The organism is Stenotrophomonas sp. 1278, from assembly GCF_029892765.1.
In the GTDB taxonomy this organism is placed as follows: Bacteria; Pseudomonadota; Gammaproteobacteria; order Xanthomonadales; family Xanthomonadaceae; genus Stenotrophomonas; species Stenotrophomonas indicatrix.
Map to the genome: position 1 here is coordinate 18,809 of NZ_JARXWD010000013.1, position 15,613 is coordinate 34,421.

Sequence of the window (15,613 nt, forward strand, 5' to 3'; positions counted from 1 at the left end):
CCGCCGGGCATGGCCCGGCGCTACCGCGATGACGATCAGTTGCTCTTCTTCGCCGCCAGCTGCGCGGCCAGCGCGGCCTTGAATTCCTCGAAGGTCTGCCCCTTCTCGTTGGCTTCGGCCTGCGCCGCATCGCGCAGCGCATCCGAATAGATCAGGCGCACCGGCGTGCCCTGCCGTTCGTGCAGTTCACCGGCCTGCATGATCAGCGCCAGTACCTGGGCCGCACTCTCGCTTTGGCCGGCGATGCGGCCATCCATGCCGAGCACCCATTCGCCATCGCGACGGACGATGCCGGCCAGCAGCGTGCGCTGCGTGTCGCGCAGCTCGGCGTGCGGCTCGACGGGCGAGGCGGTGGCGGCGGCCTTGTTGGCAGCCTGCTGTTCCTGGCGACGGCGCTGGTCGCGGCGGGATTTGGAAGAGGTCGACATCAGTGGGGCTTGCATTGCGGGGGCGCAAGGATAACCCACACCCCCTGCATGCCGGTTCACGCCCGTGCGGTAGCGGCTCAGTCCAGTACCCGCCCCTGCCGCCAGTACCCCATGAAGGTGATCGCGCGGCGATCCAGGCCGCAGTCCTTCAGCAGATACCGGCGGATCGCCATCACCGCGCCGGCCTCGCCCGCTACCCAGGCATACAGCGCGCCGTCCGCGCTGGCGTCAGCCTGCTCCCACAGGATCTGCGCATCAACGTCGATGTCGTCCAGCTCGGCAGCCCCGGCGACGGTCGCGGCCGCCGCCAGCCGCGCCTGTACTGCCTGCAGCAACCGCTGCCCATGGGCCTGCTGCCCGCGTGGCAACCACACCAGTTCGGCCGTGGCCGGTGCCTTCAGCGGCACCGCATCACCGGCCTGGGCGATCTCCAGCAGGGCCAGCGTGCGCGGCGGATCGGCCAGCCCGGCCAGTTCATCGAGGATGCCGGCCACCGCCGGCAATGCGGTCTCATCGGCCACCAGCAGCACCTGGCCTACCCCGGCTGGCGGCTTCCATTCCCAGCCCTCGCTGCTGTCCGCACAGTCGGCATCGGGGGCCAGCAGCACCACGCGGTCGCCCGGCCGTGCATGCGTGGCCCAGCGCGAGGCCGGTCCGGTCTGGCCATGCAGCACGAAGTCGACGTCGACCTCGCACTCGCCGGCACGCAGCTGGCGGAGGGTAAAGGTGCGCATCGGCGGCCGCGCGTCATCAGGCAGTGCCCGGTAACGGGCATACCAGTCTTCGCCGCTGGGCACGTCCGGCGCGTCCTGGCCGGGCAAGGGGAAAAACACCTTGATACGCTGGTCCGGGCCTTCGGTCTTCATGTGCGCCACGTCGGTGCCGGTGAACACCATGCGGTCCAGGGAAGGAGAAAGAACGCGGCGCTCCTTCAGCGCCACCTCGAACAGGCGGTAGGTCTGCTGCGCAGCCATGCGGGTACCTCATGCGACGATATCGGAATGGCTGGCTGTCGTGCACCCACGAACCGGCTCGCTGGAAACCCCAGCCTAATCCCTGCCCGCAGCGCCGCAACGGATCCGCGCGTGATGACGCGCCCTACCCCTGCATGACGCTCAATGCGCCGTGCTGGCTGCCTCTGATGCGCGTTCGCGCTGGTGCTCCCAGTACCAGAACACGAAGCCGGCCGCGAAGAAGCCCGCCTGTCCCAGTGCCAGGTGCAGCGGGTTGTTGTGCAGCAGCGGCGATACCACGCCGGCCACCACGGTGCTGATCATCAGCTGCACGAACGCCTGCAGCGACGACGCCAGGCCGCGCTGCAGCGGATACATGTCCAGCACCGCCAGCGCCAGGATCGGGAAGATCAGCGCCATGCCCATGCCGCCAAGGAAGATCGGCATCACCGCCCACGGCAGCGCGAACTGCGGCGCCAGGGTGACGTAGCCGATGTTCAACACGGCAGAGACCGCACACAGGGTGAAACCGAGCGCGACCTGCCGGGTCGGTGTGCTGTGCCCGGCCATGCGCCCGGACAGGAACGAACCGGTGGTCATGCCGCCGATGGTGGGAATGAACAACCACGCAAAGCCACCTTCACCCAGATGCAGGTGCTGCATCACGATGGCCGGCGCCGAGGAGATGTACAGGAAGATGCCGCCGAACCCGATGCTGCCGGCCAGGGCCAGGCGCAGGAACCGCGGGTTGAAGCCGATGCGCACGTAATCGCGCAGCAACGTGCGTGGCGACAGGGCGATCCGCGCCTCCACCGGATGGGTTTCCGGCAGGAAGCGCGCGGTGGCCGCCAGCAGCACCAGCGCGAATACCACCAGGAACCAGAAGATCAGCGGCCAGCCGGCACCGCTGAGCAGGATCCAGCCACCGATGATCGGCGCGATGGCCGGGGCGATACCGAACAGCATCGACACCTGGCTCATCAGCCGCTGCGCGTCGTGGCCGTGGTACAGATCGCGGATCACCGCGCGGCCGACGATCATGCCCACGCCGGCGGACAGGCCCTGCAGTGCGCGGAACGCCAGCAGCGTGGTCAGGTCGGTAGACAACGCACAGCCCACCGAGGCGCCGACGAAGATCACCAGGCCGCCGAGGATCACCCGCTTGCGCCCCCACGCATCGGACAGCGGGCCATGGGCCAGGCTCATCAGGCCGTAGAACAGCAGGTAGACGCTGATGGTCTGCTGCACCGCCACCTCGTCCACCGCCAGGCGTTGGGCCAGCTGCGGAAACGCGGGAAAGATGGTGTCGATCGAGAACGGACCGAACATGGCCAGGCCAGCGAGCAACAGGGCCATGCGGCGGGTGGAAGGAGCAACGGCGGCGGTCATCGGGCAAGCGTCCGGCAGGGCCATGCATGACACGCACGGCGGGCGCCGATCCCCTGCAGCAGGGACGGCGCCAGATGAATACGAGAATCCCACCATCATAGGTGGGGAATGCGCGCGATGCCATGCACGTATGCACAGAACGCACGCCCGGGCCATCGGCCATTCAGCCCCGTGAGGCCAGCCCGGGCCACCGTCAGGCGCCGGCAACGAGCTATAATCGGCGGGCAACACGGTGGGAGAAGCAGGTCACCGCTGCCGAAGGCGCAACGCCCGTAATCGCTCAGGCCCGATACCACCCGTAACAGAACTCTGGAGAGACCGGTTCGATCCGGCGCCGAAGGGGCACGAAGCTGCGGTTTTCCGCGCTTTTAAACTCTCAGGCAAAAGGACAGAGGGGCGCCCGCAGACCGCCGACCGGCGGCTTGTGCCCGTGCGTGTGCCCTTTCCTGACGGATCCTTCGCCATGTCCCAGAACACCCCTTCCCTGCGTGAGCTCGAGCACCATTCGGCGTTCGTCGAGCGCCACATCGGCCCCAACGATGCCGAGATCGCGCAGATGCTCGGCGTCATCGGCCACGCATCGCTGGATGCGATGACCGATGCCATCGTGCCGGCCAAGATCAAGTCGCCGGCACCGCTGGCGCTGCCGGAGTCGATCACCGAAGTGCAGGCGCTGGCGAAGATCCGCGCGATCGCCGACAAGAACACCGTGCTGCGCAGCTTCATCGGCCAGGGCTACTACGGTACCCACACGCCGAACGTGATCCTGCGCAACATCCTGGAAAACCCGGCCTGGTACACCGCCTACACCCCGTACCAGGCGGAAATCTCGCAGGGCCGCATGGAAGCGCTGATCAACTTCCAGACCCTGTGCGCCGACCTGACCGGCATGGAAATCGCCAACGCCTCGCTGCTGGACGAAGCCACGGCCGCCGCTGAAGCGATGACCCTGGCCAAGCGCTCGGCCAAGTCGAAGTCGGACACCTTCTTCGTGCACGACGCCGTGCACCCGCAGACGCTGGAACTGCTGCGCACCCGCGCCGAGCCCATGGGCATCGTGCTGCGCGTGGGCACCCCGGCCGAAGCGCTGGAAGCGGAAGCCTTCGGCCTGCTGCTGCAGTACCCGGACACCTTCGGCCAGGTGGGCGACTACAAGGCGCTGGTCGATGCCGTGCACGCGCGCGGCGGCCTGGTGGCCGTGGCCACCGACCTGCTGGCACTGACCCTGCTGGCCGCCCCGGGCGAATGGGGTGCGGACATCGTGGTCGGCAACAGCCAGCGTTTCGGCGTGCCGTTCGGCTTCGGTGGCCCGCATGCTGCGTTCATGGCCTGCCGTGACGCCTACAAGCGTTCGATGCCGGGCCGCCTGATCGGCGTCTCGATCGACGCACAGGGCAACCCGGCCTACCGCCTGACCCTGCAGACCCGCGAACAGCACATCCGCCGCGAGAAGGCCACCTCCAACATCTGCACCGCACAGGTGCTGCTGGCGGTGATGGCCTCGATGTATGCCGTCTACCACGGCCCGGAAGGCCTGACCCGCATCGCCCGCCGCACCCATCGCCTGGCCGCCATCCTGGCCAGCGCGCTGCGCACTGCCGGTGTGCAGGTCGGTGCCGACTTCTTCGACACGCTGCACGTCACCGGTGTCGACGCCGACGCGATCCATGCCAAGGCCCGTGCCGCCGGCTACAACCTGCGTGCGATCGACAGCAGTTCGGTCGGCATCAGCCTGGACGAGACCGCCACCCGCGCCGACATCGTCGCCGTAGGCGCGCTGTTCGGTGCCACCGTTGATGTGGACGCGCTCGATGCCAGCACCGCCGATGCGCTGCCGGCCGGCCTGCTGCGCCAGTCCGCGTTCCTGACCCACCCGGTGTTCAACACCCACCACAGCGAGCACGAACTGCTGCGCTACCTGCGTTCGCTGGCCGACAAGGACCTGGCGATGGACCGCACGATGATCCCGCTGGGCTCGTGCACCATGAAGCTCAACGCCACCGCCGAAATGATCCCGGTGACCTGGCCGGAGTTCTCGCAGATCCACCCGCTGGTGCCGGCCGAGCAGGCGCTGGGCTACAAGGAACTGATCGATTCGCTGGAAGCAATGCTGGTCGAGTGCACCGGCTACGACGCCGTCAGCCTGCAGCCGAACTCCGGTGCGCAGGGCGAGTACGCCGGCCTGCTGGCGATCCGCGCCTACCACCGCTCGCGTGGCGAAGATCACCGTGACATCTGCCTGATCCCGGATTCGGCGCATGGCACCAACCCGGCCTCGGCGCAGATGTGCGGCATGAAGGTCGTGGTCACCAAGACCGATGCCAACGGCAACGTCGACGTTGAAGACATCCGCCTCAATGCCGAGAAGTACAGCGACCGCCTGGCCGCGATCATGATGACCTACCCGTCCACGCACGGCGTGTTCGAGGAAGAGGTGGTGGAGATCTGCGAGATCATCCACAAGCATGGCGGCCAGGTGTACACCGACGGTGCCAACATGAACGCCCTGGTCGGCGTGGCCAAGCCGGGCAAGTGGGGTTCGGACGTTTCGCACCTGAACCTGCACAAGACCTTCTGCATCCCGCACGGCGGCGGCGGCCCGGGCGTTGGCCCGTGTGCGGTCAAGTCGCACCTTGCCCCGTTCCTGCCGGGCAAGCTGGGTGACAACGGTCCGGTCGGCATGGTCAGCGCCGCCAGCTTCGGCAGCGCCTCGATCCTGCCGATCAGCTGGATGTACATCGCGATGATGGGCACCGAAGGCCTGCGCAAGGCCACCCAGGTTGCCCAGCTCAACGCCAACTACATCGCCAAGCGCCTGGCCCCGCACTTCAAGACCCTGTACACCGGTCGCAACGGCCTGGTCGCGCACGAGTGCATCCTGGACGTGCGTCCGCTGGAGAAAACCAGCGGCATCGGTGCCGAAGACGTGGCCAAGCGCCTGATCGACTTCGGCTTCCATGCCCCCACCCTGAGCTTCCCGGTGGCCGGCACGCTGATGGTCGAACCGACCGAAAGCGAATCGCTGCACGAGCTGGACCGCTTCATCGACGCGATGATCCAGATCCGCGAAGAGATCACCGCGATCGAAGACGGCCGCCTGGACCGCGAGGACAACCCGCTGAAGAACGCCCCGCACACGGCCACGGCCGTGACCGCCAGCGAGTGGACCCACGCCTACCCGCGCGAGCTGGCCGCCTTCCCGCTGCCGAGCCTGAAGCTGCAGAAGTACTGGCCGCCGGTAGCCCGCGTCGACAACGTGTACGGCGACAAGAACGTGATGTGTGCCTGCATCCCGGTCGATGCCTACAAGGATGATGAAGTCGAGGCGTAAGCCATCGCGGCATCGGAAATGAGAACGGCCCGCGCAAGCGGGCCGTTTTTGTTTTCCGGTAGCGCCGGGCCATGCCCGGCGAGCGCAGCGGCAGGACGCGTCACGGGTCGGGCATCTGCCCCAGGCTCAACTGCCACGACACGCCGAAGCGGTCCTGCACCCAGCCGTAGCGGCTGCTGAAATCCTGCTCGCCCACCGGCATCAGCCAGTGCCCGCCGTCACCCAGCACGCGCGCGGCACGCTCGAATGATTCGGCGCCGGAACACTCGACGAACAGCGACATCGAGGGCGTGAAGGTGAAGTCGTGCACATCCAGGCTGTCAAAGCACAGGTAGTGGGTGCCGCCGAGCAGGAAAATGGCCTGGCGGACCTGCCCGGGCACGCCCGCGCCCGCCCCGTCCGGGTGGCGCTGCAGGGCCAGCAGGCGGAATTCGGCGAAGGCTTCGGCGTACAGGGCCAGCGCCGCTTCGGCCTGGCCGGTGAACATCAGGAAGGGACGGCTGCGCAGCATGCGGTGCTCCCGTTCGTCGGGCCGGTGATGGCCCACCCGATCAGGATGGCACGCGGAATGTGGGCGCGGCGTATCGGTAGCGCCGGGCCATGCCCGGCGGCCCCATCACGCCTCGCGCATGCGCCGGGCGATGGCGCTGCTGGCCGCGATGGTCGCCGTCAGCGCCACCATCGACAGGAACTGCAGGCGCGTATGCGCTTCACTCAGCAGCAGGCCGAAGATCAGCGCCAGGATCGCCAGCGCACAGACGGTCAGCCACGGGAAGCCCGCCATGCGGAACGGCAGGCGCGTGCCCAGGCGGTCGGCGCGACGGCGCAGCACCAGCTGCGAGACCAGCGACAACGTCCACACCAGCAGGCAGGTGGAGCCGACGATGTTCAGCAGCACCGGCAACACCTTGTCCGGGAACAGCAGTTCCATGATGGTGGCAGCAAAGCCGAACAGGACGCTGGCCAGCACCGCGATCACCGGCACCTGGCGCGGATCGGTCCAGCCCAGCACGGCCGGTGCTTCGCGGCGTTGCGCCAGCGAATACATCATGCGCGAGGCGCCGTAGAGGTTGGCATTGAGCGCTGACAGCAGGGCGATCACCGCGATCAGGGTGATGGCGGTGGCCGCGCCCGGAATATTGGCGACATCGAGAACTGCGGCAAACGGCGACTTCAGCGCTTCGCTGGTCCACGGCACCACAGCGATGATCACGCTCAGCGAACCGATGTAGAACACCAGGATGCGCCAGGCCACGGTGCGGATGGCACGGGCGATGCTGCGCTCGGGGTCTTCGGTCTCCGCCGCAGCGACGGCCACGATTTCGGTGCCACCGAAGGCGAACACCACCACCAGCAGCGCCGCGCCGATGCCGGCCAGGCCCTTCGGTGCGAAGCCACCGTGCTCGGTGAAGTTGCTCAGGCCCGGCGAGGCCACCTGCGGCAGCCAGCCCATCAGCAGCGCCACGCCCACGGCGATGAAGGCCAGGATCGCCGCCACCTTGAGGATGGCGAACCAGAATTCGAACTCGCCGAAGTTCTTCACCCCGAGCAGGTTGATCGCGGTGAAGAACAGCATGAAGGCCAATGCCGCCATCGGTACCGGCACCACCGGCCAGACCGTGGCCAGCAATCCGGCCGCACCCACTGCCTCGGCGGCGATCACGATGACCAGCTGCACCCACCACAGCCAGCCCACGGTGGCACCGGCGGTGGCGCCCATGGCATCGGCCGCATACACCGAGAACGCACCGCTGGTCGGCTTGGCCGCGGCCATTTCGCCCAGCGCGTTCATCACGATGATCACCAGCGCACCGGCCACCAGGTAGGACACCAGCACCGCCGGGCCGGCCGCCTGCACGCCCACGCCGGAGCCGAGGAACAGGCCGGCGCCGATGGCGCTGCCCAGCCCCATCATGATCAGCTGGCGTGGCTTGAGCGAATGGCCGAGGCGGGAGGGCGAAGCGGTCGTATCGGGGGTGGCGGGCATCGGCAGGGCTGGCGGCGGCTACAAGGGCGACACCTTACCGTGTCCAGCCGCCGCGGGGATAGGCACAGCGCAGCAGGAAACTCAGGCCGGTACCGGCTCGCCGACATTGCCGCCGATACGGGCGCGGTAGGCGCGCGGGGAGAAACCGGTTTCAGCCTTGAACTTGCGGGTGAACGCGCTCTGGTCGCTGAAACCGCAGGCCTGGCCGATGCAGGCGATGCTCTCGTTGCCATGCAGCAGGTGCATGGCCATCTGGATCCGCAGCCGGGTCAGCACCTGCTGCGGCGTCATCTGGAACACCTTGCGGAAGCTGCGCTCCAGCTTGGACAACGAGAATCCGGTGATGTCCAGCAGCGTCTGCATCCGCACGTTCTCGGCGTAGTGCGTATTGAGGTGGGCCAAGGCCAGACGGAGCTGCTCGTACTGGGTCCCCAGGCTGTCCTTCTGGCCAAGGTCGCGGGAAATGCCGATCAGCCCCTCGACCTGCCCGTCCACCAGCAGCGGACGCTTGCAGGTCAGGCACCAGCCCGGTTCGCGGTTGGCGAACAGGTGCAGCTCCATCAGGTTCTCGATCACCTCGCCGGACAGCACGCGTGCGTCCTGGTCGACATAGTCCGCACTCAGGCCGGTAGGGTAGATCTCGGCCGCGGTGCGTCCGATCACGTCCTTGCGCGCACGCAGGCCCAGCCGTCGCAGCATGGTCTGGTTGACGTAGGTGTAGCGGCCCTGGCGGTCCTTCATGAAGAACAGCACGTCCGGAATGGCGTCGAACAGGGCTTCGATGTCGGCGGGTTCGACTCGCATGCGGCAAGCATACCCGAGCCGCCGATTTGTCTGCGCGTTCACTCCCACGGGACCGTGCATTAACGCCGGCGGCGCCACTGTCTGGGGTCTGCCCCCTACCCGCTCCAGGAGATCCTCCATGGCCGCCAGCAAGCCGACCGGCAAGCGCGCTCCCGCCACCACCTCCGCCGACCGTGACAGCCGCGGCCAGGGCGATGAACTGCATCAGCTCGCAGGAGGCGCCCATCCGGTACTGACCAGCAACCAGGGCATTCCGGTTGCAGACAACCAGAACTCCCTGCGCCAGGGACCGCGTGGACCCACCCTGCTGGAAGACTTCCTGCTGCGCGAGAAGATCACCCACTTCGACCACGAGCGTATTCCCGAGCGCATCGTCCATGCACGCGGTTCGGCCGCCCACGGCTTCTTCGAACTGACCCGCTCGCTGGGCAAGGTGACCCGGGCGAAGATCCTCACCGAGGTCGGGGTGAAGACGCCGGTGTTCACCCGCTTCTCCACGGTTGCCGGCGGCGCCGGCTCGGTCGACACCCCGCGCGACGTGCGCGGCTTCGCGGTGAAGTTCTACACCAGGGAAGGCAACTGGGACCTGGTCGGCAACAACATTCCGGTGTTCTTCATCCAGGACGCGATCAAGTTCCCCGACCTGATCCATGCGGTGAAAATGGAACCGGACCGCGCCTTCCCGCAGGCAGCCAGCGCACACGACACGTTCTGGGATTTCGTCTCGCTGATGCCCGAATCGATGCACATGATCATGTGGGCGATGAGCGACCGCACGATTCCGCGCTCGCTGCGCACCATCGAAGGCTTCGGCATCCACAGCTTCCGCCTGCTGGATGAGGAAGGGAACTCCACCTTCGTCAAGTTCCACTGGCGGCCGAAGCTGGGGCTGCAGTCCACCGTCTGGGACGAGGCGCTGAAGCTGCAGGCCGCCGACAACGATTTCCACCGCCGCGACCTGTTCGAGGCGATCCAGCGCGGCGACTTCCCCGAGTGGGAGCTGGCCGTGCAGCTGTTTACCGAAGAACAGGCCGATGGATTCCCGTTCGACCACCTGGACCCGACCAAGATCATCCCCGAGTCGCTGGTGCCGCTGCAGGTGATCGGGCGCATGGTGCTGGACCGCTGGCCGGACAATTTCTTCGCCGAGACCGAGCAGGTCGCCTTCTGCCCGGCCAACGTGCCGCCGGGCATCGATTTCAGCAATGACCCGCTGCTGCAGGGGCGGCTGTTCTCCTATCTGGATACCCAGCTGATCCGCCTGGGCGGGCCGAACTTCAACCAGATTCCGATCAACGCACCGAAGTGCCCGTTCGCCAACCATCAGCGCGATGGCCATATGCAGATGCAGGTGCCGAAGGGGCGCGTGGCCTACGACCCCAGTTCGCTGCAGGAAGACAGCCCGCGCGAGACGCCCACCGGTTTCCGCAGCCACGCCAGCGCCGATGATGGGCGCAAGGGCCGCACCCGCGCGGAGAGCTTTGCCGACCACTACAGCCAGGCGCGGATGTTCTTCCGCAGCCTGGAAAAACCGGAACAGGCGCACCTGGCCTCGGCGCTGGTGTTCGAGCTGTCGAAGGTGGAAACCGAGAAGGTGCGCGTGCGCACCGTCAGCCATCTGCGCAACATCGACGAAGGACTGGCCAAGCGCGTGGCCGACGGGCTGGCACTGGGCACCCTACCCGCCCCGGCACCGACGGCAACCCCTGCACAGGACCTGCCCGCCGCACCCGAGGTCCGCGTGATCGGCCGCAACAAGCCCCTGCTGCAGGGGCGCTGCATCGGCATCCTGTTCGACGAGGGCTCCGATGCACGGGTGATCGCCACTCTGCGCAAGTCCGCCGAAAAGGCCGGCGCCAGCGTCAAGCTGGTCGCGCCGAAAATTGGCGGTGCCACGCTCAGCGACGGCAAAACGCAGGCCGCCGATGGACAGCTGGCCGGTACCCCGTCGGTGGTGTTCGACGCAGTGGCGGTCGTGCTGAGTGCCGACGCCGGCAAGGCCTTGGCCAAGGAAGCGGCAGCCGTGGGCTTTGTCAGCGATGCCTGGGCGCACCTGAAAGCCATCGCGAGTGACGAAGGCGCACAGGCCCTGCTGAAGGCAGCGCGCGTCGGCAACGATGCCGGCACCGTGGAGGCCGAAGACAGCAAGGCCTTCCTCGCCGCTGCCGCCACCCGTCAGTGGGCACGCGAGCCGAAGCTGCGCCTGCTGGCCTGACCATCCGACAGGAGAATCCCCATGCCCCGTGGTGACAAATCCGCCTATACCGACAAGCAGAAGCGCCAGGCCGAGCATATCGAAGAGAGTGAGCGCGAACGCGGTGCCAGTGAAGGCACCGCCGAGCGCATCGCCTGGGCCACCGTGAACAAGCAGGATGGTGGTGGCAAGCGCAGCGGCAGCGCGCGCAAGGCAACGAAGAAGGTGGCCAGAAAGACAACGGCGAAGAAGGCTTCCGCAAGCAAGGCGACTGCAAAGAAGGTGGCGAAGAAGACCGCTGCGAAAAAGACGCCTGCGAAGAAGGCCGCCACCAGGAAGACTGCTGCAAAGAAGGCGGTGAAGAAGGCCCCTGCGAAGGTCCCTGCAAAGAAGGCGGCCGCCGGGAAGGCAACGCAGAAGAGCGCCTCACGCAGCACCGCTGCGAAGAAGGCCGCGAAGACCCGTGCAGCAAAAAAGGCGGTACGCAGGACCGCGGCGAAGAAGGCCGCACGCACCCGCGCCGGCAGTTAGCCGGTAGCGGGCAGCGCCCTCACCCAACCGGCCACCACCGCGGCGGCCGGTTCGGCACAGGCCTGCAGCAGCAGATGCGGCCCGTCCAGGGCCACGTGCCGCGCGTCCGGCAGCAGGGTCTGCAGCTCGGCTACCCTCGGTGGCCACAGCAGCCGGTCATGACCCGCCTGCAGGCACAGCGTCGGCACCCCGATCTGCGGCAGCAATGCGCGTACGTCCACCCGCAGGGTCGCTGCGGCGCGCTGCCGCAACGTGGTCGCTGGAACCTGAGCCAACGCAGCGCGCAGCATCGACATGTGCTCGCCGGTGCGCCACCGCCCCAGCAGCAGGCGCGCCAGCATCGCCACGGGAGGCACCGGCCAGGCCGGTGACAGCAGTACCGCGCCGGCTGCCGGCAATGGCACGGGCCGGCGCGCAAAGGTCGCGGCCAGCACCAGTCCGCGCAGCGCTGCGGGCTGGCGCGCGGCCAGCTCGACTGCCAACGGCCCCGAGAAGGACTAGGCAAGCAGGATGAAGGGGTGGCGGGGCAGCTGCGGCCACAGCCATCTGGCAAGCGTGGCGTAATCCTGCCCGCCCTGCGCAGGCAGCGCGATCGCCTGCGTCGTCATCCCATGAGCCTGCAGTGCGGACAGCAACGGGGTCGACATGCTGCCGGTGCCATCCAGGCCTGGCAGCATCAGTACGTGCAGCGGCGCGGCCGACGCGGCATCACAGCCCTGTTTTTTCCTCACGTCCCGTTCCCATGCCAGCTCCTTTGCTGGCAAGCATCGCCCGGATCGGCAGGCCAAGGAACCTCTTCCTGGCTTTCCCTCTGCTGTGCCGGCCAAGGTTGCGCGATACTGCCGGCTCCGCCGCAGGATGCGGCTACCAAGGAGAGCCTTGATGCGAGGGACCTACGCACTGGCCATGATGGCCCTGATGCTGCCACTGACCACCTTTGCCAGCGATGGCTGGATAAATGGCGACGGCAAGGCGGTGCCGCAGACCGATGCCATGAAATCCAGCGATGGCTTTGCGGCATCCCTGCTGGTCACCTCCGACGCCGACTGGCGGGCCAAATGGGAAACTCCACCGGAGAGCACTCCCAGCTTTACCGAGGCCAGCGAAGTCCACCTGGGCGGAGAATTGTTCCTGCTGACATTCCTGTCCAACCCGCAACTGGATGAGAACCGCGTACCCAAGGTGCACTGCGATCTGCGCATGCTTCGCCCGGACGGCAGTACCAGTGTCGACGAACGCGATGTTCCCTGCTTCACTGCCGCCCTGCCCGGCCCGCCAACCCTGCTGTACATGACCAGTGTGCAGCTGAAGTTCGTCGCCGAACCCGACGATCCGAAAGGCACGTGGACCGCGCAGGTGGTGGTCAGGGATCTGTTGCGGAATGTAAGCCTGCCCCTGCAGGCCCGCTTCGACGTCCGTTGACAGGAGGCCTGCAGATGAAGATGCGACGACTGCTGAGCTGGACAGGCCTTGCGCTGTGCGTGGTCTACCTGCTGTTGACCGCGTGGCTGGTCCACGGCGCACAGACAGACGCCGACCCGAAGGGTACCTACATCCTGATGGCACTCCCCATCACCCTGCAGTCTGCCGCGCTTGATGCCATCGGCGCAGGCAGCCTGTTGTACGGCAAGCCCTGGTCGACCGCGTATGCGGTGCTGGTTCCGCCAACCCTGCTGTTGCTGTACGCGGCCGGTTGGTTGATCGAACGCTCGGCACGCGGGCGCTAGCGGCCCTCAACCGTTGCGTGCATCGACGCCCTGCATGCGGGTCATCGCATGCAGGGCGCCATCCAACATCGCGCTGCCGTTGGCCTACGCCGCGCGTGCAGGCACGATGGGCATGCGCGCTCCCTGCTCCAGCTGGAACACCGACACCGACGTGGTCAGCGCATGCGCCTGCTCTTCCAGCGCGCGGCTGGCAGCGGTCGCCTCTTCCACCAGCGCAGCGTTCTGCTGGGTCACCTGGTCCATCTGCACCACCACCTGGTTGACCTGCTCGATGCCGGCCGCCTGTTCCTTGCTGGCGGCGGCGATGTCGCTCATCAGCTGGGTGGTACGCGAGCTCGCCTGGGCCACGCGGGCAATGGCGGCTTCCGATTCCACGGTCACGGCCAGACCACTCTGCACCTTGGCAGCGGCGTCCTCGATCAACTCCTTGATCTCCTTGGCAGCGACACCGGCACGCTGTGCCAGCGTACGCACTTCGCTGGCCACCACCGCAAAGCCGCGGCCCTGTTCGCCGGCACGCGCCGCTTCCACTGCAGCGTTCAGCGCCAGGATGTTGGTCTGGAAGGCGATGCCATCGATCACCGTGGAGATTTCCGAAATGCGCGCCGAAGACTGGTCGATCTCGCCCATCACCGTGGCCATCTGCGCCATGGCCTGCTCGGTCTCGCGCACGGCAACGCCGGCCGCATGCGCTTCGCTGTCGGCCTGGCGTGCCAGCTCGGCGTTCTGGCGCACGGTCGAGGTCAGCTCTTCCATCGAGGCGGCAGCCTCTTCCAGGTTCGCGGCCTGTTGTTCGGTACGGCGCGACAGATCGTTGTTGCCGGCCGCCAGTTCCTGTGCCGCGTTGTTGATGCTGTCGGCGGCCACCTGGATGCCACGCACGATTCCGGTCAGCTGCGTGGTGGTGGCATTGGCATCGTCACGCATGCGCGCGAACACGCCCTCGTACTCGCCCTCCATGCGCGCGGTGAGGTTGCCATGCGAGATGGCGCGCAGCACGTCGGAGACATCGGCGATGCTGGCCTGCGAACTGGCCATCATGCCGTTGAGGTGGTTCACCATCGCCTGGAACTGGTACTGGAATGCCGCGGCGTCGCCACGCACGCTGAAATCGCCAGCGCGCGCGGCACGGGCCAGTTCATCGATCTGCGCGTTGATCGCCATCAGGCTCTGCTTCACCGCCGCCAGGGTACGGGTCAGCGTGCCCTTCTCACCCGGGTACTCGGGCAGATCACGGCTGAGGTCGCCGATGGCATAGCGCTGCATCACCTCGGCCATCAGCAGCTGCACCTGCACGTGTGATTCGACCAAGTGGTTGGTGGCCTGCACCATGCGGCCGAAGTCGCCGGGGAACGCACTGGCGTCCATCCGGTAACGGATCGCACCGGCTTCATGCTGCTCGGCCATCTGCAGCTGCGCGCCGATGGCGGCCTGCACGCTCTGGCGCACGCTGGCCATGGCCTCGCCGAGCTGGGTCAGCTCGTCCCGGCCACCCAGGCGGAATTCCTGGTCCAGTTCACCCTTGGACAGGCGCTCGGCCAGCTGCACTGCACGCGCCAGCGGGCCGGTCATGCTGCGACCGATCAGCACCGATGCGGCGATGCCTGCCAGCAGCGCCACGCCACCCAGCACCAGCAGCTGCAGCAGGCTGCGCTCGCCCAGGCGGATCGCCTCGGCAGCGGCCTCGCGGCTTTCCTTTTCTTCATAGGCCACGCCATCGGCCAGTGCCTTGTTCCAGCCATTGGCCGCTTCCTGCACCGGGCCCAGGGTCAGCGCCACGGCGCCGGGGAAATCGCCCTGTTCCATCAGTTCGCTGGTCTGCTTGTTGAGCGGACGGGCGAGCGCGCGCTTGGCGGCGATGGTCTCGCCGATCACCTTGCCTTCGGCATCGCCGGGCAGGGCCTGGTAGGCCGTCCAACTGGCCTCGTAGCGCTTGACCAGAGCGGCGATGCGCTGCTCGTCGTTGGCACGGTCTTCGCCCTGGCGGATCAGCATCTCGCGGCGCACGACCATCATCTGGTTGTTGGCATCGAGCATCTCCGACAGCAGGCGCACCTTGGCTACGCCGACCTCGACCACCTGCTCCATCGCGCGCTTCTGCACCATCGTGGCGGTGGCACCGGTAGCGACCACGGCGGCAACCAGCAACAACAACAGGCCAAAGCCAAGCCCAAGACGCCAGGCGACCCTGACGTTCCTCAAGTAGTTCATGGGGTGAATCCAAAACGGGGGGGATGCGCCCATATCGGCCCGCCAGCCGGGAATCTTG

14 protein-coding genes and 1 riboswitch are annotated in these 15,613 nt (G+C 67.3%); of the genes, 5 read left to right on the forward strand and 9 right to left on the reverse strand.

Features of this window, described 5'->3' with window-relative positions:
* Positions 1 to 35 precede the first annotated feature (35 nt).
* The 3 genes from M2299_RS12635 to M2299_RS12645 all read right to left on the reverse strand — a co-directional run bounded on the left by M2299_RS12635 (position 36) and on the right by M2299_RS12645 (position 2,770).
* On the reverse strand, positions 36 to 428 hold the full coding sequence (locus M2299_RS12635; RefSeq protein ID WP_025877073.1) for a hypothetical protein: 393 nt from the start codon (positions 426 to 428) through the stop codon (positions 36 to 38).
* 77 nt (positions 429 to 505) lie between these two features.
* Positions 506 to 1,402: a siderophore-interacting protein gene (locus M2299_RS12640; RefSeq protein WP_280884470.1), complete on the reverse strand. Its 897-nt coding sequence runs from the start codon at positions 1,400 to 1,402 to the stop codon at positions 506 to 508.
* 141 nt (positions 1,403 to 1,543) lie between these two features.
* Positions 1,544 to 2,770 carry a multidrug effflux MFS transporter gene (locus tag M2299_RS12645; RefSeq protein WP_025877069.1) on the reverse strand — a complete coding sequence of 409 codons (1,227 nt, stop codon included), beginning with the start codon at positions 2,768 to 2,770 and terminating at the stop codon, positions 1,544 to 1,546.
* A gap of 299 nt (positions 2,771 to 3,069) precedes the next feature.
* Positions 3,070 to 3,172: riboswitch (glycine riboswitch) on the forward strand.
* A 61-nt stretch (positions 3,173 to 3,233) separates the two neighbouring features.
* Between M2299_RS12645 and gcvP the strand changes: the two genes are divergently transcribed.
* Positions 3,234 to 6,101 (forward strand): aminomethyl-transferring glycine dehydrogenase, encoded by a 2,868-nt coding sequence (gene gcvP, locus M2299_RS12650; RefSeq protein ID WP_025877067.1) that lies wholly within the window; start codon positions 3,234 to 3,236, stop codon positions 6,099 to 6,101.
* Positions 6,102 to 6,201: 100 nt separating this feature from the next.
* On the opposite strand, the gene M2299_RS12655 is transcribed toward gcvP, so the two are convergent.
* The 3 genes from M2299_RS12655 to M2299_RS12665 all read right to left on the reverse strand — a co-directional run bounded on the left by M2299_RS12655 (position 6,202) and on the right by M2299_RS12665 (position 8,892).
* Positions 6,202 to 6,612 (reverse strand): VOC family protein, encoded by a 411-nt coding sequence (locus tag M2299_RS12655; protein ID WP_025877065.1) that lies wholly within the window; start codon positions 6,610 to 6,612, stop codon positions 6,202 to 6,204.
* Between the two features lie 105 nt (positions 6,613 to 6,717).
* Positions 6,718 to 8,094, reverse strand: coding sequence for an amino acid permease (locus M2299_RS12660; protein ID WP_025877063.1), 1,377 nt, complete (start codon positions 8,092 to 8,094; stop codon positions 6,718 to 6,720).
* 75 nt (positions 8,095 to 8,169) lie between these two features.
* Positions 8,170 to 8,892 (reverse strand): AraC family transcriptional regulator, encoded by a 723-nt coding sequence (locus M2299_RS12665; RefSeq protein ID WP_025877061.1) that lies wholly within the window; start codon positions 8,890 to 8,892, stop codon positions 8,170 to 8,172.
* 118 nt (positions 8,893 to 9,010) lie between these two features.
* On the opposite strand from M2299_RS12665, the gene M2299_RS12670 reads away from it, so the two are divergent.
* Both M2299_RS12670 and M2299_RS12675 read left to right on the forward strand, forming a co-directional pair.
* A complete protein-coding gene (locus tag M2299_RS12670; protein ID WP_099843299.1) occupies positions 9,011 to 11,107 on the forward strand; it encodes a catalase in 2,097 nt (698 codons plus the stop codon).
* Positions 11,108 to 11,128: 21 nt separating this feature from the next.
* Positions 11,129 to 11,617 carry a hypothetical protein gene (locus M2299_RS12675; protein WP_099843301.1) on the forward strand — a complete coding sequence of 163 codons (489 nt, stop codon included), beginning with the start codon at positions 11,129 to 11,131 and terminating at the stop codon, positions 11,615 to 11,617.
* Here the strand turns inward: M2299_RS12675 and M2299_RS12680 are convergent.
* Positions 11,614 to 12,099 (reverse strand): hypothetical protein, encoded by a 486-nt coding sequence (locus tag M2299_RS12680; protein WP_280884471.1) that lies wholly within the window; start codon positions 12,097 to 12,099, stop codon positions 11,614 to 11,616. The genes M2299_RS12675 and M2299_RS12680 overlap by 4 nt on opposite strands.
* Positions 12,100 to 12,114: 15 nt before the next feature.
* Positions 12,115 to 12,348 (reverse strand): hypothetical protein, encoded by a 234-nt coding sequence (locus M2299_RS12685; protein ID WP_280884472.1) that lies wholly within the window; start codon positions 12,346 to 12,348, stop codon positions 12,115 to 12,117.
* Between the two features lie 151 nt (positions 12,349 to 12,499).
* Between M2299_RS12685 and M2299_RS12690 the strand changes: the two genes are divergently transcribed.
* Together M2299_RS12690 and M2299_RS12695 are read left to right on the forward strand one after the other, a co-directional pair.
* Positions 12,500 to 13,039: a hypothetical protein gene (locus M2299_RS12690; protein WP_099843305.1), complete on the forward strand. Its 540-nt coding sequence runs from the start codon at positions 12,500 to 12,502 to the stop codon at positions 13,037 to 13,039.
* Between the two features lie 14 nt (positions 13,040 to 13,053).
* Complete coding sequence (locus tag M2299_RS12695) at positions 13,054 to 13,344, forward strand: hypothetical protein (RefSeq protein WP_032951973.1); 291 nt, start codon at positions 13,054 to 13,056, stop codon at positions 13,342 to 13,344.
* A gap of 84 nt (positions 13,345 to 13,428) precedes the next feature.
* Here M2299_RS12695 and M2299_RS12700 read toward each other — a convergent pair whose 3' ends face one another.
* A complete protein-coding gene (locus M2299_RS12700) occupies positions 13,429 to 15,555 on the reverse strand; it encodes a methyl-accepting chemotaxis protein (RefSeq protein ID WP_032976616.1) in 2,127 nt (708 codons plus the stop codon).
* Positions 15,556 to 15,613 lie beyond the last annotated feature (58 nt).

Coding starts and splice junctions, on each gene's coding strand:
- M2299_RS12635 (WP_025877073.1), bottom strand. CDS start 428: ATGTCGACCTCTTCCAAATCCCGCCGCGACCAGCGCCGTCGCCAGGAA.
- M2299_RS12640 (WP_280884470.1), bottom strand. CDS start 1,402: ATGGCTGCGCAGCAGACCTACCGCCTGTTCGAGGTGGCGCTGAAGGAG.
- M2299_RS12645 (WP_025877069.1), bottom strand. CDS start 2,770: ATGACCGCCGCCGTTGCTCCTTCCACCCGCCGCATGGCCCTGTTGCTC.
- gcvP (WP_025877067.1), top strand. CDS start 3,234: ATGTCCCAGAACACCCCTTCCCTGCGTGAGCTCGAGCACCATTCGGCG.
- M2299_RS12655 (WP_025877065.1), bottom strand. CDS start 6,612: ATGCTGCGCAGCCGTCCCTTCCTGATGTTCACCGGCCAGGCCGAAGCG.
- M2299_RS12665 (WP_025877061.1), bottom strand. CDS start 8,892: ATGCGAGTCGAACCCGCCGACATCGAAGCCCTGTTCGACGCCATTCCG.
- M2299_RS12670 (WP_099843299.1), top strand. CDS start 9,011: ATGGCCGCCAGCAAGCCGACCGGCAAGCGCGCTCCCGCCACCACCTCC.
- M2299_RS12675 (WP_099843301.1), top strand. CDS start 11,129: ATGCCCCGTGGTGACAAATCCGCCTATACCGACAAGCAGAAGCGCCAG.
- M2299_RS12690 (WP_099843305.1), top strand. CDS start 12,500: ATGCGAGGGACCTACGCACTGGCCATGATGGCCCTGATGCTGCCACTG.
- M2299_RS12695 (WP_032951973.1), top strand. CDS start 13,054: ATGAAGATGCGACGACTGCTGAGCTGGACAGGCCTTGCGCTGTGCGTG.
- M2299_RS12700 (WP_032976616.1), bottom strand. CDS start 15,555: ATGAACTACTTGAGGAACGTCAGGGTCGCCTGGCGTCTTGGGCTTGGC.